At 71.9% G+C, this 19,545-nt stretch carries 17 protein-coding genes; 11 read left to right on the top strand and 6 right to left on the bottom strand.

Features of this window, described 5'->3' with window-relative positions:
- The first annotated feature begins 1 nt into the window (after nt 1).
- The 5 genes from E1269_RS16300 to E1269_RS16280 all read left to right on the top strand — a co-directional run bounded on the left by E1269_RS16300 (nt 2) and on the right by E1269_RS16280 (nt 4,435).
- Nucleotides 2-694, top strand: a complete 693-nt coding sequence (locus tag E1269_RS16300) for a VOC family protein (RefSeq protein WP_162606446.1) — start codon at nt 2-4, stop codon at nt 692-694.
- Nucleotides 695-704: 10 nt separating this feature from the next.
- On the top strand, nt 705-1,769 hold the full coding sequence (gene dapE / locus E1269_RS16295; RefSeq protein ID WP_131896358.1) for a succinyl-diaminopimelate desuccinylase: 1,065 nt from the start codon (nt 705-707) through the stop codon (nt 1,767-1,769).
- An 84-nt stretch (nt 1,770-1,853) separates the two neighbouring features.
- On the top strand, nt 1,854-2,615 hold the full coding sequence (locus E1269_RS16290) for an LOG family protein (RefSeq protein WP_476702868.1): 762 nt from the start codon (nt 1,854-1,856) through the stop codon (nt 2,613-2,615).
- Nucleotides 2,616-2,713: 98 nt separating this feature from the next.
- Nucleotides 2,714-4,144 carry an APC family permease gene (locus tag E1269_RS16285; RefSeq protein ID WP_131896354.1) on the top strand — a complete coding sequence of 477 codons (1,431 nt, stop codon included), beginning with the start codon at nt 2,714-2,716 and terminating at the stop codon, nt 4,142-4,144.
- A gap of 69 nt (nt 4,145-4,213) precedes the next feature.
- A complete protein-coding gene (locus tag E1269_RS16280; protein WP_131896352.1) occupies nt 4,214-4,435 on the top strand; it encodes a hypothetical protein in 222 nt (73 codons plus the stop codon).
- 365 nt (nt 4,436-4,800) lie between these two features.
- Here E1269_RS16280 and E1269_RS16275 read toward each other — a convergent pair whose 3' ends face one another.
- On the bottom strand, nt 4,801-5,433 hold the full coding sequence (locus E1269_RS16275) for a peptidase inhibitor family I36 protein (RefSeq protein ID WP_162606445.1): 633 nt from the start codon (nt 5,431-5,433) through the stop codon (nt 4,801-4,803).
- A gap of 79 nt (nt 5,434-5,512) precedes the next feature.
- On the opposite strand from E1269_RS16275, the gene dapD reads away from it, so the two are divergent.
- The 4 genes from dapD to E1269_RS16255 all read left to right on the top strand — a co-directional run bounded on the left by dapD (nt 5,513) and on the right by E1269_RS16255 (nt 10,641).
- Complete coding sequence (gene dapD / locus E1269_RS16270) at nt 5,513-6,445, top strand: 2,3,4,5-tetrahydropyridine-2,6-dicarboxylate N-succinyltransferase (protein WP_275264600.1); 933 nt, start codon at nt 5,513-5,515, stop codon at nt 6,443-6,445.
- A gap of 61 nt (nt 6,446-6,506) precedes the next feature.
- Nucleotides 6,507-7,484, top strand: a complete 978-nt coding sequence (locus E1269_RS16265; RefSeq protein ID WP_203433724.1) for a VldE C-terminal domain-containing protein — start codon at nt 6,507-6,509, stop codon at nt 7,482-7,484.
- 4 nt (nt 7,485-7,488) lie between these two features.
- The gene (locus E1269_RS16260; protein ID WP_131896348.1) at nt 7,489-9,045 is read left to right on the top strand and encodes a gamma-glutamyltransferase family protein; all 1,557 of its coding nucleotides are present in this window, start codon (nt 7,489-7,491) and stop codon (nt 9,043-9,045) included.
- A 51-nt stretch (nt 9,046-9,096) separates the two neighbouring features.
- Nucleotides 9,097-10,641, top strand: a complete 1,545-nt coding sequence (locus E1269_RS16255) for a hypothetical protein (RefSeq protein WP_131896346.1) — start codon at nt 9,097-9,099, stop codon at nt 10,639-10,641.
- A 135-nt stretch (nt 10,642-10,776) separates the two neighbouring features.
- Here the strand turns inward: E1269_RS16255 and dapC are convergent, their stop codons facing one another.
- On the bottom strand, nt 10,777-11,865 hold the full coding sequence (gene dapC, locus E1269_RS16250) for a succinyldiaminopimelate transaminase (RefSeq protein WP_131896344.1): 1,089 nt from the start codon (nt 11,863-11,865) through the stop codon (nt 10,777-10,779).
- A 4-nt stretch (nt 11,866-11,869) separates the two neighbouring features.
- Nucleotides 11,870-12,199 carry a ferredoxin gene (gene fdxA / locus E1269_RS16245; RefSeq protein WP_131896342.1) on the bottom strand — a complete coding sequence of 110 codons (330 nt, stop codon included), beginning with the start codon at nt 12,197-12,199 and terminating at the stop codon, nt 11,870-11,872.
- Nucleotides 12,200-12,307: 108 nt separating this feature from the next.
- Here fdxA and E1269_RS16240 point away from each other — a divergent pair, with 108 nt between their 5' ends.
- On the top strand, nt 12,308-13,288 hold the full coding sequence (locus E1269_RS16240) for an N-acetylglutamate synthase, CG3035 family (RefSeq protein WP_203433722.1): 981 nt from the start codon (nt 12,308-12,310) through the stop codon (nt 13,286-13,288).
- Nucleotides 13,289-13,306: 18 nt separating this feature from the next.
- Here E1269_RS16240 and E1269_RS16235 read toward each other — a convergent pair whose 3' ends face one another.
- From E1269_RS16235 to mshB, 3 genes are all read right to left on the bottom strand, one after another.
- Nucleotides 13,307-15,199 carry a VanW family protein gene (locus E1269_RS16235; protein WP_131896340.1) on the bottom strand — a complete coding sequence of 631 codons (1,893 nt, stop codon included), beginning with the start codon at nt 15,197-15,199 and terminating at the stop codon, nt 13,307-13,309.
- 1,395 nt (nt 15,200-16,594) lie between these two features.
- Nucleotides 16,595-16,978, bottom strand: coding sequence for a DUF6113 family protein (locus tag E1269_RS16230; RefSeq protein ID WP_131896338.1), 384 nt, complete (start codon nt 16,976-16,978; stop codon nt 16,595-16,597).
- A 1-nt stretch (nt 16,979) separates the two neighbouring features.
- The gene (gene mshB, locus E1269_RS16225) at nt 16,980-17,903 is read right to left on the bottom strand and encodes an N-acetyl-1-D-myo-inositol-2-amino-2-deoxy-alpha-D-glucopyranoside deacetylase (RefSeq protein ID WP_131896336.1); all 924 of its coding nucleotides are present in this window, start codon (nt 17,901-17,903) and stop codon (nt 16,980-16,982) included.
- 196 nt (nt 17,904-18,099) lie between these two features.
- Here mshB and E1269_RS16220 point away from each other — a divergent pair, with 196 nt between their 5' ends.
- Entirely contained in the window at nt 18,100-19,377 is a 1,278-nt protein-coding gene (locus E1269_RS16220) for a sigma-54-dependent transcriptional regulator family protein (RefSeq protein WP_162606444.1), read from the top strand.
- The last annotated feature ends 168 nt before the right edge of the window (nt 19,378-19,545 follow it).

Raw genomic sequence — 19,545 nt, 5'->3', positions numbered from 1 at the left:
AATGAGCCAGCCACCCGTCGCCACCTGGCACGCACTCTGCCTTGACGCGAGCGACCAGTCCCGACTTGCCGAGTTCTGGTCGACGGCTCTCGGCCGCCGGCCAGACGCTGACGATCCTACGCACCTGGTGGGCGAAGCAGAAGCCGAGCAGGTCTGGGTCGACGCGGTGCCGGAGCCGAAGTCGGCGAAGAACCGCGTGCACCTCGACGTCGACGTCGGCGACATCGACGGTCTGCTGTCCATCGGCGCCACCGTGCTGCGACAGCCGGACGAGGAGATCTCCTGGTACGTCATGGCCGACCCCGAGGGCGGCGAGTTCTGCGCCTTCGTCCGCCCCGCGCGCGCCTCCCTGCCGGGCCGGCTCTACGAGGTGGTGGTCGACTGCGCCGACCCGTACGCCCAGGCCGACTGGTGGGCGCAGCTGTTCGGCCTGGTCGCCGAGCGGGAGCCCAAGGGGCACTTCGCCGCGCTGGAGGGCGGCGGCGTGCTGCCGTTCGACTACCTCTGCTTCGTCCCGGTGCCCGAGCCCAAGACCACCAAGAACCGCGTGCACTGGGACGTCACCGTTGCCGACGTCGCGCTGCTCACGGCCCGAGGGGCCCGGGTACTGCGCGAGCCGGGCGGCGACGTCTCCTGGCACGTGATGGCCGACCCCGAGGGCAACGAGTTCTGCGCCTTCACCGCCGGACCGTAGGCTCTGCGGCGTGGCACCACACCTCGATCTCGACCTGCCCGCGCCCGCGCTGACCGCCGTCCTGTGCGACCTCGCCTCACCCAGCGGGCAGGAGAAGGCGCTTGCCGACTCCGTCGAGGCCGCGCTGCGCTCGTACCCGCACCTCACCGTCGACCGTGACGGTGACGCCGTCGTCGCCCGCACCACTCTGGGCCGCGACTCACGCGTCGTCGTCGCCGGGCACATCGACACCGTGCCGCCGGCGGGCAACCTGCCCACCCGGCTCGACGGCGGCACCCTGTGGGGCCGCGGCACGGTCGACATGAAGGGCGGGGTGGCGGTCGCGCTGCGGCTCGCCGCGCACGTCCCCGACCCAGCCAGCGACGTCACCTACGTCTTCTACGACAACGAGGAGGTCGAGGCCGAGCGCAACGGCCTCGGCCGGGTCGCCTCGCACCGCCCCGAGCTCCTGCGCGCCGACTTCGCGGTGCTGATGGAGCCCACCGCCGCGGCGGTCGAGGGCGGCTGCAACGGCACCCTGCGGGTCGCGGTCGAGCTCACCGGCACCGCCGCGCACAGCGCCCGCTGGTGGATGGGGAGCAACGCCATCCACGCCGCCGCTCCGGTGCTGCGGCGGCTGGCGGAGTACGAGCCGGCCACGGTCGTCGTCGACGGCCTGGCCTACCGCGAAGGGCTCAACGCGGTAGCCATCAGCGGCGGCATCGCCGGCAACATCATCCCGGACCATTGCGTGGTCACGGTCAATTACCGGTTCGCGCCCAGCGCCACCGAGCAGGAGGCGTTCGAGCACGTCGCCAAGGTGTTCGACGGCTACGACGTGCGGCTGGTCGACTCCGCGCCCGGTGCCCGGCCCGGGCTGGACCGACCGGTCGCAGCGGCGTTCGTCACGACGGTCGGCGGCCAGCCGCAGGCCAAGGTCGGCTGGACCGACGTCGCCCGGTTCGACGCCCTCGGCGTGCCGGCGGTCAACTACGGGCCCGGCGACCCGCAGCTGGCCCACGCCGACGACGAGCGAGTCGACGTCGCCGAGATCGATCTGTGCGAGCAGCGCATGCGAGCTTGGCTGCGCGGCTGACCAGGCCGCAACTACCCTGGCCGCGTGACACGACACGAGGAGTTCGAACGGCCGGGGTGGCCGGACGACGGGCGAGCCCAGCCCGTGCGCACCGGCGAGCAGCACAGCGGACCTGTCATCAAGCGAGGAGCTCAGTACGACGTGACCACCACCGACCAGCGGCTGCTCGACGAGGTGGGACCGTCGGACTGGGTACACACCGACCCGTGGCGGGTGCTGCGCATCCAGTCCGAGTTCGTCGAGGGGTTCGGCGCGCTCGCCGAGCTCGGCCCGGCCGTCAGCGTGTTCGGCTCCGCCCGCACGCTCTCCGACGACCCCCACTACGAGCGTGCGGTCGATCTCGGCGCCCGGCTGGCCAGGGCCGGCTACGCCGTCATCACCGGCGGAGGTCCCGGCATCATGGAGGCCGCCAACAGGGGTGCCCACGAAGCCGGCGGGGTCTCCGTCGGCCTGGGCATCGAGCTGCCGTTCGAGCAGGGCATCAACGCCTATGTCGACCTCGGCGTGAACTTCCGCTATTTCTTCGCCCGGAAGACCATGTTCGTCAAGTACGCGCAGGGATTCGTGGTGTTTCCCGGCGGGTACGGCACACTCGACGAGCTGTTCGAGGCCATGACTTTGGTCCAGACGCACAAGGTGACGGCCTTTCCCATCATTCTGATAGGTGTCGAGTACTGGAAAGGTCTCGTCGACTGGCTGCGTGACACGGTGGTCGCGGAGAAGAAGATCTCACCGCTCGACGTCGACCTGCTCACCGTCACCGACGACCTCGACGGCGTACTCGACGTGCTGGCCAGGGCCGAAAAGGCGCGCCGCTCGGCTGGTCGCTCCACGGGTCGCGAGTAAGGCGCGTGCGGGAGCGATTCCGACATTCGTGACTGCGCACATGCTTGCGCGTCACACCCTCCAAGCGGTAGACCAAGGCCACTGATTGGAGGCGGTACATGTCCGATGCACCCGCACAGGCCACCGGAGAACGCCCACCCGAGCCCGAGCAACAGCCCAGCCTGAAAAGGGTGATGGGCCCGAGTCTGCTGTTGTTGTTCGTCGTCGGCGACATTCTCGGCACCGGCGTCTACGCGTTGACCGGTCAGGTCGCGGCGGAGGTCGGCGGCGCGGCGTGGCTGCCGTTCCTGGTCGCCTTCATCGTCGCCATCCTGACCGCCTTCAGCTACCTGGAGCTGGTGACGAAATATCCGCAGGCCGCGGGTGCCGCGCTGTACACGCACAAGGCCTTCGGCGTCCACTTCGTCACGTTCATCGTCGCGTTCACCGTCATGTGCTCGGGCATCACGTCGGCGTCCACGGCGTCGCGGGCGTTCGCCTCCAACCTCGGTGCGGCGTTCGAGCTCGACCTCGGCACCGGTGTCGGCATCACGCTGGTGGCGCTCGGGTTCATCCTGCTGGTCGCCATCGTGAACTTCCGCGGCGTCGGCGAGAGCGTCAAGGCCAACGTCGTGCTCACGTGCGTCGAGCTGAGCGGTCTGCTGATCATCATCATGATCGGCCTGTGGGCCATCGGCGGCGGCGACGCCGACATGTCCCGGGTCACCGAGTTCGACACCCAGGGCCAGGGCGTGTTCGGCGCCGTCACGGCCGCGACAGCACTGGCGTTCTTCGCGATGGTCGGCTTCGAGGACTCGGTCAACATGGCCGAGGAGTGCAAGGAGCCGGTGCGCATCTTCCCGAAGGTCATGCTCGCCGGCCTGATCATCACCGGCACCATCTACGTGCTGGTGGCCATCTCGTCGGTCGCGCTCGTCCCGGTCGCGCAGCTCGGCGAGGGCGATACGCCACTGCTCCAAGTGGTCGAGGCAGGGGCGCCCGGCTTCCCGCTGCGCGTCTTCGCCTTCATCACGATCTTCGCCGTCGCCAACTCCGCGCTCATCAACATGCTCATGGCCAGCCGGCTGGTCTACGGCATGAGTCGCGAGCGCGTGCTGCCCGGCCCTCTCGGCCGCGTGCACCCCAGCCGGCGCACCCCGTGGGTCGCCATCATCTTCACCACGGCGCTCGCGGTCGCGCTCATCACCTTCGTCGGTGAGGTCCCGGCACTGGGCGGCACCACCGCACTCCTCCTGCTCGCGGTGTTCTCGGTGGTCAACGTGGCGGTGCTGGTCCTTCGGCGCAGCCCTGTCGAACACAAGCACTTCCGCGCGCCCACGATCATCCCGATCATCGGCGCCATCACCTGTGCATACCTCGCGACGCCGCTCACCGGCCGCGACAACGAGCAGTACCGCATCGCCGGCGTCCTGCTCGCCATCGGCGTCGTCCTGTGGTTCATCACCTGGCTGGTCAACCGCCGCCTGCACCGCCCGCCGGGCGACCTGGGAGACCCGGAGAACCTCGGCGTTGGCGGCCCCGTCAACTGACACCCCCCCATCCTCCCGTTGATCATGGGCTAAGTGCTCCTTCCACACGCTCGGAAGGTGCCTTCGCCCATGATCAACGCGGTTGTGTCGCGGATCCTGGGGTTCGCCGTCCCCTTTGTCCAGCCGCCACCGGACGCGACCTTGTGGGGCAGCTATCAGAGGGACGGCGAGAGTGTGGGCACGGGGTCGGATGCGCGGTGCCTCGTGATCATCAACGAACGCCGACATCACGAGGATGGTGTGTGCTCCACCATGCTTGCAACCCTGGTGGAGCGCGAGAACGCCTCGTGATGTCACGGATCGTTGATGATCAAGCGGTGACAATCTGGCCCCCCGGTCACGCTCGACCACCGAGCGAATCGGGCCGCCAAGCGTGACGCCAGGCCAGCACGCGACCACCAGCCAGCCCGACGCCGGGCCCGCACCCAGCAAGCCAGTCCCGCGACCGGCGAGTCCAGGGGACCTCGCCCAGGCGGCGAAGCGCCCCCTCAAGGCGCCCTCGACGCGCCCGGACAATCACCAGCGAGGCAACCGACCCCCTCCCGGAACCACCCCCTGGGTTGATCACGGAGTAGAGCAGCTTCCGAGACCGCGGGAAGGAGACCTACTCCATGATCAACGGGCGGCGGCGGCCGCGCGAGCGATCAGGAGCAGGTTCAGGAGCAAGTCCAGTAGCTCATCCGGTTGTCGTCGGCGGAACCGACATAGGAGCTGCTGGCGTTCGGGCTCATGGTCCAGAGCCGGGTGCCGCCCTGGGAGTCGTACGCGCCGAGCGTCCTCGACGAAGTGCGGTTGACCCACGAGGACGTGGCGTTGTCGAAGCCGTAGGAGCTCGCATAGCCCGAGCAGGTGCTGGAGAACTGGTACCGGGCCCCGTCGAAGTTCGTGGACGTGTAGAAGCAGTAGTACCCGGACGGGCAGGAGCTCGCACTGCCGCGCGGCTGCACAGCGCCGGCCTCCGGGTCGCTCAGGTCGGCGAGGTCGGTCAGGCCGAGCTGAGCCACCACGTCCTCGCGAACGCCGTCGCCGAGGCCGGCCGGTGCGGCTTCCTCGCCCGGATCCGGCCAGACCGCGATGATCTCGCCGCCGTCCCAGGCGATCGCGTTGTCCGACACCTGCACGCCGCCGGGCAGCTGCTCGAGTGCCTCGGTCAGCTCCGCCGCCAGTGGCCCGCTGGCGCTCACCGTCAGGTCCGTAGCATCGGATTCAACAGCTCGGGCTCCGGTGGAGGTGGCGGCCAATGCGACCACCATTCCCACCAGGGCCGCCATCGTCCGCCGTCGAGCCATCCAGCCTCTCCCTCCGCTCCGCAGCGATTCGCCGTGCCTGGTCACGCTCTCCGCTTCGTCGTTCCGTAGGCTGATGCCCATGACCGACGTGCGATCGGCCTGGGGCTTCGGGCTGGCAACAATAGCCGCAGATGGAACGATCTTGGACGTTTGGTACCCATCTCCGGCCCTCGGCAAACCGCCGACCTCCACTGACGACGCTCTGCTGGAGCTGCGCGAGCTCGAGGGCGAGGACCGCGACCGCGCGGTCCGGCGTGCCATCGTCGAGACCGAGATCGAGCTCGACACCGCACCCGAGGACGCCTTCGACGCCTATCTTCGCCTGCATCTGCTGTCGTACCGGCTGGTGGCGCCGCGCGAGCAGAACCTCGACGGCGTCTTCGGGGTGCTCACCAACGTCGTGTGGACCAACCACGGTCCGTGCCTGGTCGACGGGTTCGAGCGCACCCGGCTGCGGCTGATGCGCCGCGGCCCGGTGACGGTCCATGGCATCGACAAGTTCCCGCGCATGGTCGACTACGTCGTGCCGTCCGGTGTGCGCATCGCCGACGCCGACCGGGTGCGGCTCGGCGCGCACCTGGCCCCCGGTACCACGGTCATGCACGAAGGCTTCGTCAACTACAACGCCGGCACGCTCGGTTCCTCCATGGTCGAGGGGCGCATCTCCGCCGGTGTCGTCGTCGGCGACGGGTCCGACGTGGGCGGCGGCGCCTCGATCATGGGGACGCTGTCCGGCGGCGGCAAGGAGACCATCACCATCGGCAGCAACTGCCTGGTCGGCGCGAACGCCGGCATCGGCATCTCGCTGGGCGACGGCTGCATCGTGGAGGCCGGCTGCTACATCACCGCCGGCACCAAGGTCAGTCTGCCCGACGGCCGCGTCGTCAAGGCCCTGGAGCTGTCCGGCCGCGACGGCCTGCTGTTCCGCCGCAACAGTCTCACCGGTGCGGTGGAGGCGTTGGCCCGATCCGGCGACTGGGGCGGCCTCAACGCGGCGCTGCACGCCAACTGACACCAGGACATCCGGACCGCCCCGGAACCGCCGGCCGACTCGAAGACGTTCTCACTACCTCATGAGCCGTGCTGCCCGCCTGATGGCCACCATCGGGACCCTCCTCGCCCTCGGCGGATGCATCGCCGCGCTGCTCATCTGGTGGGCGAGTAGCGGCGACGGGCCGCTGGGCACCCGAGCCGAGTGCCGGGCCACCGTCGACGGGCGCACCGTCACGCTCACGCCCGAGCAGGCCCGGCAGGCGGCCACCATCGCCGCCGTCGCCGAGAAGCGCGGCCTGCCGGCGCGCGCCGTCACCATCGCCCTGGCCACCGCGTACCAGGAGTCCGACATCTACAACCTCAGCTACGGCGACCGCGACTCGCTGGGACTGTTCCAGCAGCGTCCGTCGCAGGGCTGGGGCACGGCGGAGCAGATCCGCGACCCCGTCTATGCCGCCGGCGCCTTCTACGACGCGCTGGAGCAGATCCCCGACTACCGCGACCTCGAGATCACCGTCGCGGCACAGGAGGTCCAGCGCAGCGCCTTCCCGGACGCCTACGCCGACCACGAGGACGACGCCCGGGTGCTCGCCTCGGCCCTGACCGGCCACTCCGAGGCCGCGTTCGCCTGCCAGTTCTCCCCCGGCGACCACGCCGCGCAGTCCGAGGGCGATGACGGGCTGACTGACCGCGCCCGCGCCGTCCGCGACCACCTGGTCACCACGTTCGGCGAGCTCGACATCGGCGGGTTCCAGCCCGGCGGCATCGACTCCGGCCACGTCGAGGGCTCGGCGCACTACGACGGCCGCGCGCTCGACGTCATGTTGCGCCCGTACGACGACACTGAGGTCAACCGGCGTGGCTGGGTGCTCGCGCACTGGGTGACGGCGTACGCCGACGAGCTGGGCGTGGCCACCGTCATCTACGACGACAAGATATGGTCGGCGCGCCGGTCCGACGAAGGATGGCGCGACTACACGCACCCCTCCGGCAACACCGAGGACGCGACGTTGCGCCACCTGGACCACGTCCACATCGACGTCGCCGAAGGGTCCTGACGGGATGCCGAGCAGTCACGGCGGGGTGGTCGCCACCCCGCACACCATGAGCACGCGCGCCGGCGTGGAGATCCTCCAGGCCGGTGGCAACGCCGTCGATGCGGCCATTGCGGCCATCGCGGTCCAGGGCGTGGTGGCGCCGGAGACCTGCGGCGTCGGCGGCGACCTGTTCGCGCTGGTCCACCGCCCGGGCGAGGCCGCACCGCTGGCGCTCAACGCGTCCGGACGCGCGGGCTCCGGGGTCGACGCGGCCGCGCTGCGGGCCGCCGGCCACCAGGAGATCCCGCGCAACCATCCCGGCGCCATCCCGGTGCCGGGCTGCGTCGACGGGTTCGTCGCGCTGTCCCGGCTCGGCCGGCTGCCGCTGGCCTCGGTGCTCGCCCCGGCCATCCGGCTGGCCGGCGACGGGTTCCCGGCCAGCGAAGAGCTGGTGCGGTCCTTCCGCCTCGGGCGAGACCTCCTGGCCGGGCAGGAGTCCGCCGCGCCGATGCTCGCCGCCACCCGAGTGGGTGCGACGGTGGTGCGGCCCCAGCTCGCCGAGACACTGCATGCCGTCGCCGACGGCGGCCGCGCGGCGTTCTACGAGGGTGCACCGGGGGCCGCCATCAGCGCCGCTCTCGACGGCGTCATCACCGCCGACGACCTACGGCGCGAACAGGCCGACTGGGTCGAACCGCTGTCGGTCGACGTCTGGGGCGCCATCGGGTGGACGGTCCCGCCGAACTCGCAGGGCTACCTGGGCATCGGGGCATGCGCGGTGCTGGAGCGGCTGGGCTGGGGCGCTGACCCGGCCGATCCGGGTGACTGGCACCTGATGATCGAGGCGTATCGTGCGCTGGCCGCCGAGCGCGACGTCGTCGTCGTCGACCCGGCGCACGTGCCGGTGGGGCTGGACCTGCTGCTCGACCCAGCCCGGCTGGATGCCGTCGCGGCGAGCGTCGACCCGTCCGCGGCCCGGAAGCGGCACCCGGCCGCGCTCGCCGCCGGCGGCACCGCGTACCTGTGCGTCCTCGACGCGGGCGGCATGGGCGTCTCGCTCATCCAGTCCAACTTCTCTGGCCTCGGCTCCGGTGTCGGTGCCGGGTCTGCCGGGTTCCTCCTGCACGACCGCGGCCGCGGCTTCACACTCGTCGAGGGCCACCCTGGCGAGCTGGCGCCGGGACGGCGGCCGCTGCACACGCTGTCGCCGACGCTGTGGACCCGCGACGGCGACCTGGCGCTGCTGCTGGGCACCCGCGGCGGGCACGTCCAGCCGCAGCTGGTGGAGCAGATGGCGGCGTGGGTGCTGGGCGCGGGCCAGGATCCCGACGTCGCACAGGAGCGGGCCCGGTGGACGGTGTCCCTGCCGTCGGAGCAGCCCGCGGGGTCTCACGTCTACATGGAACCCGACGTCGCACCGCGCGTCGTGGACGGGTTGCGGCGGCTCGGTCACGAGGTGACCCCGGTCGACGGGCCGCAGTCCGGGTGGGGTCCGGTCTCTCTCATCAAGGTCGACGACGACGGCGCTCGGCTGTCGGCACGCGACGCCAGGGTGGAGACGACGGCGGTGACGTCCGCGTGACGGTTGCGGCTGCTGCCGGCTGTCGCACCGGACGGCTACGGTAGAGGCATCATGAGCAGCCCGTCGTCGCCGCCCCCGCCCCCGTCGCCGTCGGGCTCGGCGGACGGGACGGGCACCGTGGTGTGGAAGCTGGCCACGGCGTTGGCCCTGGCGGTGGGCCTCATCCTGGCCGGCGTGGTCTACCTGGTCATGGACGACCGGGTCGACGACCTGCGCGCCGAGCGCGACGCCGCCCGCGAGGAGCTGGCCGTGGCCGAGGAGTCGGGCTCCGACGGCTCGCTGGAGGACCTCCTCGGCGGCGACCTCGGCGGGCTCGAGGATCTCCTCGGCGGCGACGGCTCCGGTCTGGAGGGCCTGCTCGGCGACCTGGGCGGCATGGGCGACATCGACCCGATCCTCTTCCAGTGCCTCGGCGGCAGCGGGCTCGGCATCGGCGGCGAGGGCTCCATCCCCGACGGCGACGTCGAGACGCAGGTGGCCGCGATCCAGGACATCGTCGCCGAGGAGCGCGGGCTGCCGGCCACCGAGGCTCTGGACATCGAGTTCGTGAGCATCGACGAGGTCCAGCGTCGTGCCGTGGAGCTGACGTCGGAGGAGCTCGATCCCGAGCGGGCGGCGGTCGACTCGCGGCTGCTCGCCGCGCTGGGCGCCGTCGAGCCCGGCACCGACCTGCTGCAGTCCCAGCTCGACGCGCTGGATGCCGGCGTCGGCGGCTTCTACGACCCCGAGACACAGGAGCTGGTCATCGGATCGGAGGAGATGGACGCGCTCGGCACGTTCGTCACCGCGCACGAGCTGGTCCACGCCCAAGCCGACGCCGAGCTCGGGCTGCCGGACCAGGAAGCCATCGCCGCCGACTCCGGCTCCGACGCCGCCTATGCCGCGCTGAACGTCATCGAGGGCGACGCGTCGCTGTACAGCCAACAGTTCATCGGGTCGCACCTGCCGCTGGACGAGCTGATGTCGCTTCAGGCGCAGTCCGGGCAGACCACCGCCGATCTCGACCAGCTGCCGCACTTCATCGCCCGTCAGCTGGAGTTCCCGTACGTCGAGGGCATGACGTTCAGCTGCGATGTGTTCCTCGAGGGCGGCTGGGACGCCATCGACGAGACGTACTCCACGCTGCCGACCACGACGGCGCAGATCCTGTTCCCCGACCGCTACCGCGCCAGCGAGGCGGCCGTCGACGTCCGCGACCCCGCCGGCCCCACCGGCTGGGACGAGCTCCGCACCGACACCTTCGGCGCCGCGGACCTGCTGTTCCTGCTCGAGGCCCCCGGCGACGACGAGGCCGCGGCCTTGTCAGACCCATCCGAGCGGGTGGGGGCCTGGGCGGGCGGCGAGGTCACCGTCTGGGGCCAGGGCGAGCAGACAGCGCTGGGCCTGGTGCTGGCCGACCGCGGCGACGCCACGCCGCTGTGCGAGACCGTGACGGATTTCTACGCGGCCGCCTTCCCCGACGCCACCCGCACCGACGACGGCGGCAGCGCCGTGTTCGCCGGCTCCGAACAGTCAGCGGTCGTGAGCTGCACGGACTCCGAAGTCGCGCTCGGCATCGGCCCCGACGCCGAGACCGCCGCGGCCGCCATCTCCTGACCTTCGCCGCCGCCCGGAATGATCACGTTCAGCACGTAATCTCGTGTCGCACCACGCCTACAAGCATGGTGAGGCTCGGGTGATCCTGCTGAACGTGATCATTTCGTGCCCGGCGCGTCACATCGGAGGCGCTCATCAGGCGGCGGTGAGGCGCTTGGCGGCGGCGTCGATGCGCTCGTCCGAAGCGGTGAGGGCGACGCGCACGTGCGAACCGCCGGCCGCGCCGTAGAAGGCACCGGGCGCGACCAGGATGCCGCGATCGGCCAGCCAGCCGACGGTGTCCCAGCAAGGCTCGTCGCGGGTCGCCCATAGGTAGAGGCCGCCCTGGGAGTGCTCGATGCGCAACCCGGCCTCGACCAGCGCGGCACGCAGGACCTCGCGCCGACGGCGGTACCGCGCCCGCTGCTCGTCGACGTGGGTGTCGTCGTCGAGGGCGGCGGTCATGGCGGCCTGCACGGGTGTGGGCACCATGAGCCCGGCGTGCTTGCGCACCTCTAGCACCCGCGACACCAGGGCCGGGTCGCCGGCGACGAAGCCGGCGCGGTAGCCGGCCAGGTTGGACCGTTTGGACAGCGAGTGCACGGCCAGCACGCCGTCCAGCGACCCGCCGTTGACCGCGGGGTCGAGAACCGACACGGGCGCGGCGTCCCAGCCCAGCTCGAGGTAGCACTCGTCCGAGGCGACGACGGCGCCGCGCTCGCGGGCCCATTCGACGACCTTCGCCAAGTGCGCGGCCGGCAGCACCTTGCCGTGCGGGTTGGCCGGCGAGTTGACCCAGATCAAGCCGACCCGGCGCGGGCCGAGTGCGGTGACGGAGTCGCTGGCGACGGGGTCGGCGCCGGCCAGCCGGGCACCGATGTCGTACGTCGGGTACGCCAGCTCGGGCAAGACGACGACGTCGCCGGCTCCCAGACCCAGCAGCGTCGGCAACCACGCCACGAGCTCCTTCGAGCCGACGGTCGGGATGACGGCGCCCGGGTCGAGGCCCGGCGCGCCGGCCCGGCGGCCGAGCCAGCGCACGGCGGCTTCCCGCAGCGCGGCCGTACCCAGGGTGGTCGGGTACCCGGGCGCGTCCGACGCCGCGGCGAGCGCGCGCCGCACGACGTCCGGCGTCGGGTCGACCGGCGTGCCGACGGAGAGGTCGACGACGCCGTCCGGGTGCTGGCCGGCCCGATTCCCGAAGGGCACCAGCGAGTCCCACGGGAAATCGGGCAACCGCGGCACGAGCTCAGTGCTCCCCTGTCTCCTGCGGCGGCAGAGCGGCGATGAGCGCGTGGTCCTTGGCGATGGGGCCGAGTTTGGCTGCGCCGCCGGGCGAGCCGAGGTCGTCGAAGAACTCTACGTTCGCGGTGTAGTAGTCCTTCCACTCGCCGGGGACGTCGTCTTCGTAGAAGATCGCCTCGACGGGGCAGACCGGCTCGCACGCACCGCAGTCGACGCATTCATCCGGGTGGATGTAGAGCATCCGCTCGCCCTCGTAGATGCAGTCGACCGGGCACTCCTCGACGCACGCGAGGTCCTTGAGGTCGACGCAAGGCTGCGCGATGACGTACGTCACGGCGATGTCCTCCTATCGAAAACCGGTTAGTGAACCGGCTGAACAATCACGCTGGCCACCCACCTAGTATCGCGGTGGTCATCTCCCATCGTGCACCAAGGTCAGCCTATGAGACAGCCCAGCGCCAAACTCGACCCGTCCGCCCTGGTCGGAAGGCGTGTCGTGGTCCGGTATCGCCTGCACGACGGCGACTTCGGCGCCACCGACGTGCTGGGGATGCTCGAGTCGTGGTCCGGCGGTCTGCTGCGGGTCGTGCCCGACCGCGGCGGCGACCGGGTCGACGTCGCCGAGTCGGACGTCGTCGCCATCAAGGCCATCCCGGCTCGGACGGTGACCCGGCGCGACATCCGAGACCTGGAGGCCGCCGCGGTACACGGCTGGCGGGCGCTGGAGACGGCGTGGCTTGGTGGCTGGCTGCTGCGCGCGTCGGGCGGGTTCACCGGGCGCGCCAACTCGTGCATGCCGCTGGACGACCCCGGCCTACCGGTGACGGACGCCGTCGCCCAGGTGGAGCGGTGGTACCGCGAACGCGAACTGGTCCCGGCCTTCCAGGTCCCCGAGCCGCTCGGCGTCACGCTCAGCCCGGTGCTCGACGCACGGGGATGGCCGCCGCTGGAGGACCGGACACTGGTCATGACGGCTCCCGTCGACGACGCGCGGGCCGCGGCCCGCGCCGAGCTGCCGCCGGTCCGCGTCGACGATCGCCCCGACGACGCCTGGCTCGCCGGCTACCACTACCGCGGCGGCGAGCTGCCGGCCCACGCGATCGACGTGCTGGTCAACGCCTCGACGGTCGGGTTCGCGTCGGTCGACGACGACGGTGTCCGGGTCGCGATCGCGCGCGGTGCGGTGACCGATGCCCCCAGCGGCCGGCGCTGGCTGGGCATAGCCGCCGTCGAGGTGGCGCCATCGGCACGGCGGCGTGGGCTTGGCAGCCACATCGTCTCCGGGTTGGCCGCATGGGCGGCAGGGCTCGGCGCCCAGGAGGCGTACCTCCAGGTCACCGAACCCAACACGGCCGCTCAGATGACCTACCGGCGGCTGGGCTTCGTGGAACACCACGCCTACCACTACCGCCGACTGCGCTGACGGCGCCGGCCGCGGCGGTCAGTCGTCGTTGCCGTTCCCGTTGCCCTGGCCGGGGTCGGAGCCGCAGATGACCCGGTGGTTGGGGTTGTAGGTCCACGGGTCGGCCTCGTCCTTGACCAGAGTGCCGTCGGGTGCCCAGACCTGGCGGTACGACGTGATGTCGAACCCCTGGCTGCCGCCCTGCGCCTGGCAGTTGTCCGAGGTGTCGTAGATGGTCTGCGGCGAGGTGTAGTTGGACCGCTCCGACACCGATGTCTCGACCCGGTAATGCTCCGTGCTCCAGATACGCACCGTCAGCGTCCCCTGGTTGCCGGGTGTGCTCGCGGTGAAGCTGGTGTCGACGACGACGCCGTACGGGGTGTCGTTACCGAACCGCATGTCCTTCGAGCCCCAGGCGACCGTGGCCTCCTGCCCGATCGGGTAGCGGTCGAAGTAGATCGAGTGCGGCCAGTGCTCGATGTCGTCGAGGCCGGCCAGGAACGCGGCGTGGAACGTCGTCGTCGCGACCTGGGAGACCCCGCCACCCAGCGACTCCTCCAACCGGCCACCGTTGATGATGGTGCCGGAGGTGAAGCCGTTGGCCTCGGTGCGCTCGCCGACGATGCCGTTCAGGCTGAACTCGTCGCCCGGCAGGATCAGTGTGTTGTCGATGCGCTCGGCGGCCGTGCCGATGTTGACGTTGCGGTAGTCCGCGTGCGGGAACCGCGTCGTGAACTCGGCCACGACCTCGGTGACGCCGAGCTGCTCGGCTGCCTCCGTCGTCAGCTCCGGGTCGACCTCGGCGAGCTCGACCGCCGCTTGGCGGGCATCGCCCTGCTCGGTGAGAACCGGCAGCACGGCGGCGCTCAGCGCGTCCGGGGCGATGCCCTGGCCCATCTCGGCCGGTACCACGACCGGTGCGCCGTTCTCGATGGTGACAGTGGCGTCCCGGCCCTCCTGACCGACCTCGGCGAGCAGGTCGCGGGCGACCTCGGCGAGTGCAGCACCGTCCAGTGCGGGCTGCAGCGTCCCGGCGTCGTCGGGTGTCAGCGTGAGCGCCTGGCCGATCAGCTCCGGCGGCAGCTCCACACTCTGCTCACCGGCGACGACGGTGACCGGCGCGGCCATGGCGGGCTCGGCGAACTCGGTGACGGCGCGCTGGACCTCCTCGGCGCTGATCGCCGGCTGGATCTCGTCGATGACCAGCGGGATGTCGCCGATCGGGAGCGTGGACCGGTCGCCGAAGAACGCCGCCTCCAGTTGCTCGCTGGTGGCCTCGATGTTGACGCCCTGACCCACCTGCGGCTCGCTGGTGACCACCTGACCGCCGTCGAAGGCGACCGCACCGTTGACCGGTTCGGTGTCGGCCTGCGCGGCCACCTCGGCCAGTGCCGCTTCCAGCGCGGTCCGGTCGACGGAGGCAACCGGGTCGGTCTCGCCCGCGCCGAGCAGGGCCTGGAACAGCGACAGGGGGTTGGCGCTGCCGCCCGGGATCTCGGCCACGGTGGCCGGCACGTCCACGGTCAGCCCGGCTGCGGACGGAACGATCTCGTACGTGGTCTCGCCCTCACCGACCGTCAGGTGGATCGGCTGGTCGACGACGCCGGGCAGCTGCTCGGTGAGCGTCGCCTCGGCCTCCTCTGGCGTCATGCCGCCCACCTCGATGCCGGCGACCGTGGCGCCGCGGGCCAAGGAGTCACCGGCGACGGCGAACGCCACGCCGTAGGCGATGCCGAGCACGACCACGACCGCCGCGAGCGCGATGAGCACGACGCGGCCACGGCGGGACGTCCCGTCGCCGCTCCCGTCGCCTGTGTCGCTGGTGTCGTCGTGAGGGCCGCCGGTGCTGTCGCCTGGGCCGTCCGCGTCGCTACTCTCCTGGGCGACCTGAGGCGCGGCGCCGTCGGCGGCGAGCGTCGCGGTGCGACCCATCGGAGCGGTGTCGTCGCCGGCCGTGGCCGGATCGGTGGGGTGGCCCGGAGGCGCGTACGGGTTGGCGGCCGCAGCCGGCGTGGCTGTGGCCGGCTTGGCTGTGGCCGGCGCGGTCGCAGCGCCGGGTGTCTGGGCCGCTGCCGCACCCGATGCGGCAGAGCTATCGGCAGCAGCGCTGTTGGAACCGGCGCCCGAACCGGCGCCCGCAGCACCGCTGGCCGCAGCTGCAGTGGCGGGCTGAGGGACTGGCCGGCGGTCGGCAGCGCCCTGGCGCCTGGCCGGCGCGCTCCCGGCCGCGGTGCTCCTCGTCGGGGTGCGTCCAGCGGGTGCGACAGTGGACGCGCTGCTGGCAGCATCGCCGCCGGCGGTGTCCGCCGGCGATGCAGGCTGGGCGCCCTTGGCGCCGTCCTCACCGGCAGGTGTCGACCCACCAGTACTGGCTGTGGCGGTCGTAGCGGCAGCATCGGGGTCGGGTGCTCCGTTGTCGGCAGCAGCATCCGCCGGCCCGGCGGCACCGGACGTCCCACGGCCGTTGACGGGCCGGCGGTCGGCCGCGCCCTGGCGCCTGGCCGGCGCGCCCGCGGCCGAACCGTCCGCTGCCGCTGTGGAGTCGCCGGTACCCGCGTCCGCACCGCTGAGCGCGTCGGAAGCCGGTTCGCCGGTACCGCCAGCGGCACCCTGACCGCCCGGGCCGTTCTGACGGCGAGCGGCCAGCTGCGCGGCTGTGGCAGCTTGCCCGGCAGCGGCCGCCTGACCGCCAGTGGCACCTCGGCTGCCCACGCCATCCTGAGTGCGAGCAGCGGCCTGACCACTTGTGGCGGCCTGGCCGCGAGCGGAGCCTGTGTCCTGGCGGCTGGGCGGTGCGCTGGCGTCGTCGCTCCCGGAAGCCCGGGCGGGCCGGCCAGCGGATGACGCCGAGCCGGACTCGGCTTCCGCGACGTTGCCGGCCCGGGAGAGGGCGGCCGTGACGGCTGCCACGAACGTGGCGGTGTCTTCCGGCGATCCATCGTTCTGTCCGGCAGCGGTGCCAGCAGTCCCGGCTCCCGAGCCCCGGCCGTCAGCACTCGCGGCGCCAGCGCCGCCAGAGGCAGCAGTTCCGGCGGCGGCATCCCGGGTGCCGGAACCCCGGGCTGCGCCGCTGGTGGAACCGCCGCCCACGTCCTTGGCAGTGGCTGTGTCGTTCGTCTCAGTGGTCGGGCCGGCGTCGGCCGCGTCGGCGGCGGAGGTAGAGTCTGCGGCGAGCGCAGCGTCTTCCCCGCTGACGCCGACACCCGAGCCCGGTTCGGCGGAGCCCGCCGGGGCGCGGCCTCGGCTGGATGGCTGGTCGGTCACGCTGGGACACCTATCGGTTGAATATGCGCAATTCGTGAACAGTCAGGTCTTGCCCAGCGCATCCTACGTGACTCGTCGAGTCGATCTGGCCTCGACGCCCCGCCCCAGGGCGATGGCCAGGCTCGTCGTCCCGGCGAAGAGGAATACAAGGCCGGCTTCGTCACCGGTGATGACGCGGTCTTCACCCGGCGGTGTTTGAGACAACACCAGCACGGGCGCCAGCCACAGCAGCGCCACCACGGCGAGCCCGAGCCGGCTGCGGGCGCATGCCCTCGCCAGCACCGCGAGCCCGATGGCGCCGCCCACCGCGAGCAGCAGCCCCACCGGACTGGCCCAGCGATGGACGAACGCGCCGCCCACCGCCACCGCCACCGCGACCGGCGCCAGCCCGGCCAGGCCCGCGACCGACCACCAGCGCGAGCGGCCGACTCTCCCCCGATCGGTCATCTCAGGTGTCGAGCCCAGCGAAGAGGTCGGTCTCGTAGCCCGTCTGCGAGTTGACCGGCCCCTGCTCGCCGTAAGCGAGCCGGAACTGCTCGTGCGCCCACAGCGGCTGGCCGACGTTGTCGGACAGCGCGAAGTACGGCCACCGCACGTCGATCTGGGTGGCGTGTGCGCGCATAGCCGCCATCTTCGCGTCGAGGTGCGCCGACCCGTCGACGACGGCGGAGATGTCGGCGTCGTCGACGACGAAGCCGAGATCGTCGGCGGAGGCGACGCCATCGAAGAGGTCTTCGCCGCGCTCCCGGGCGGCGTCGATGGCCCGTTGCAGCGCGCCGCGCGGCGTGGCGATCCAGTAGACCTTCGCCACCTGCCAGGCCGGCCCGAGGTCGCGGCGGTACGTCGGCACTGCCGCCAGCGCCCAGGCGTAGGTGGCGACCCGGTGCGCCTGGATGTGATCCGGATGACCGTAACCACCGTTGTCGTCGTAGGTGACCAGCACCTGCGGCCGGACCTCGCGCAACACCTCGACGAGGTGGTCGGCGGCTTCGCGCAGGTCGGCCGCCCAGAAGCTACGTGGGTCGACCTGCGGCGGGGCCACCGCCCGCCGCCCCTCGTCGCCCCAGACCATGCCGGAGTCGCGGTAGCGGCCGGGGCCGCCGAGAAAGCGGTGATCGGCCACCTTGAGCTGTGCCATCGCGTCGGCCAGCTCGCCGGCGCGGTGCAGACCCAGGGTGTCGTCGCGGTCGGGCGCGAGGTGCGCCAGCTCAGGGACCAGGATCTCGCCCTGCTCGCCCTGGGTACAGGTGACCAACGTGACGTGCGCGCCCTCGGCGGCATACCGGGCCATGATGGCGCCGGTCCCGATGGACTCGTCGTCGGGATGGGCGTGCACCAGCACGAGCCGGCGGTCAGGGAGCTCAACAGGCATGTCGCCAGCCTAATGAAGCCCTCCGACAGCCTCCGCAACTCACGGTGTGATGACCGCCCGATGACTCTCAAATGACTCCCCGATGACCACGCGACGACAATTCGGTGACAGCTGGGATCACCGCCTTCGCGCTCGCCGGCGGTGCGAAGCGCCTACTCTATGCGTGTCAGCGGACCACTTCCCCCGGAGGAGTGACGTGCCCAGACTCTCGCTTGCACTCCCGCACGGCGTCGATCCGGTCACCCGTTGGCGCGTCACGGCGCGGGCACACGAGTCCTTCCTCAGCGCCGAACCCGGTGCCGGCACCGACGTCCGGCCGCTGGTCCTCGAGTCATGGCGGCGCTCGGCGGCCCTGCACGTCGACCCCGACAGGGCCGCATCGCCGGTTCCGCTGGTCGACGACGCGCTCGCCGAGGCCCGCGCCGCACACCCGCTGCGCCACGTCATGCCGGTGGTGCGCAAGCTCCTGGTCGAGGACGCCGCCGACACCGGAGTGCTGGTCATCGTCGGCGACGCCGAAGGGCGCCTCCTGTGGGCCGAGGGCGACGACGACCTGCGCCGCCGTGCCGAACGCATGCACCTGATGGCGGGCTCGGCCTGGCGTGAGGACGACATCGGCACCAACGCCATAGGCACCGCCCTCACGCTCGGCGAGACGGTCCAGGTGTTCGGCAGCGAGCACTATGCGCGAACCGTCCAGCCGTGGAGCTGCACCGCCTCACCCATCCGCGACCCGCACACGGGCGCGCTGATCGGCGTGCTCGACATCACCGGCGGCGCGTCGGTGGTCGAGCCGCAATCGGCCATCCTGGTCCGCTCGGTGGTCGCGGTCATGGAGTCCGAGCTGCGGCTGGTGCGCCCCGCCGCCGGCGCCGTGCCGGCGGCGACCGGCCGGCTGGAGGTGCTGGGCCGCGACCGCGGCCTGCTCGTCCTCGGCGGCAAGCCGGTCGAGCTGAGCCTGCGCCACACCGAGCTGCTGCTCCTGCTGTCAGCCAACCCCGACGGCCTGTCCGCCAGCGAGCTGGCCTGGCAGCTGTACGAGCACGACGCGGCCGAGGTCACCGTCCGCGCGGAGATGTCGCGGCTGCGCAAGGCCGTCCCCGACCTGGTGTCGCCGGCCGGCCGGTACCGGCTGCGCATGCAGCTGCGCACCGACGCCGACGACGTCACCGACCGGCTGGCCGACGGCGACCACTGCGGCGCCGTCCAGCTGTACCCGGGCGACCTGCTGCCGCGATCCATCGCCCCCGGCGTGGTCACCATGCGCTACCGGCTGCACGGCTGGCTGCGCAATGTGCTGCTGCAGAGCGGCGACGCCGAGGCGCTGCGGCGCTACGCCCGGACCGCGTCCGGGCGCGAGGACGTGCAGATCTGGCGGGCCGTCCTGGACCGGCTCTCCCCCGCGTCGCCGCACCGGGCGGAGGCGGCCGCCGTCCTCGCCGACCTCGACGACAACCTCGGCCACGTCGGCTGACGCCACCGTCTGACGCCACCCCTCGCCGTCGCGGCCACCATCCACCGGGACCGCGTCGACCACCGGGTGAGCGGCGCCGCGGCTCGCAACGCTGCTGCAACGTGTTGTCGCCTACGCTCGGTCTCACGACCGGGCGGGCCGCCCATCAAACCCAGCCCGCCCATAGCC

This window comes from Jiangella asiatica (assembly GCF_004349065.1).
GTDB classification, from domain to species: Bacteria; Actinomycetota; Actinomycetes; order Jiangellales; family Jiangellaceae; genus Jiangella; species Jiangella asiatica.
The sequence above is the reverse complement of the archived record's forward strand: the minus strand, read 5'-3'. Positions and strand labels throughout refer to the sequence as shown.

Coding starts and splice junctions, on each gene's coding strand:
- E1269_RS16300 (WP_162606446.1), top strand. CDS start 2: ATGAGCCAGCCACCCGTCGCCACCTGGCACGCACTCTGCCTTGACGCG.
- E1269_RS16285 (WP_131896354.1), top strand. CDS start 2,714: ATGTCCGATGCACCCGCACAGGCCACCGGAGAACGCCCACCCGAGCCC.
- E1269_RS16280 (WP_131896352.1), top strand. CDS start 4,214: ATGATCAACGCGGTTGTGTCGCGGATCCTGGGGTTCGCCGTCCCCTTT.
- E1269_RS16275 (WP_162606445.1), bottom strand. CDS start 5,433: ATGGCTCGACGGCGGACGATGGCGGCCCTGGTGGGAATGGTGGTCGCA.
- dapD (WP_275264600.1), top strand. CDS start 5,513: ATGACCGACGTGCGATCGGCCTGGGGCTTCGGGCTGGCAACAATAGCC.
- E1269_RS16265 (WP_203433724.1), top strand. CDS start 6,507: ATGAGCCGTGCTGCCCGCCTGATGGCCACCATCGGGACCCTCCTCGCC.
- E1269_RS16260 (WP_131896348.1), top strand. CDS start 7,489: ATGCCGAGCAGTCACGGCGGGGTGGTCGCCACCCCGCACACCATGAGC.
- E1269_RS16255 (WP_131896346.1), top strand. CDS start 9,097: ATGAGCAGCCCGTCGTCGCCGCCCCCGCCCCCGTCGCCGTCGGGCTCG.
- E1269_RS16240 (WP_203433722.1), top strand. CDS start 12,308: ATGAGACAGCCCAGCGCCAAACTCGACCCGTCCGCCCTGGTCGGAAGG.
- E1269_RS16235 (WP_131896340.1), bottom strand. CDS start 15,199: ATGGGTCGCACCGCGACGCTCGCCGCCGACGGCGCCGCGCCTCAGGTC.
- E1269_RS16230 (WP_131896338.1), bottom strand. CDS start 16,978: ATGACCGATCGGGGGAGAGTCGGCCGCTCGCGCTGGTGGTCGGTCGCG.
- mshB (WP_131896336.1), bottom strand. CDS start 17,903: ATGCCTGTTGAGCTCCCTGACCGCCGGCTCGTGCTGGTGCACGCCCAT.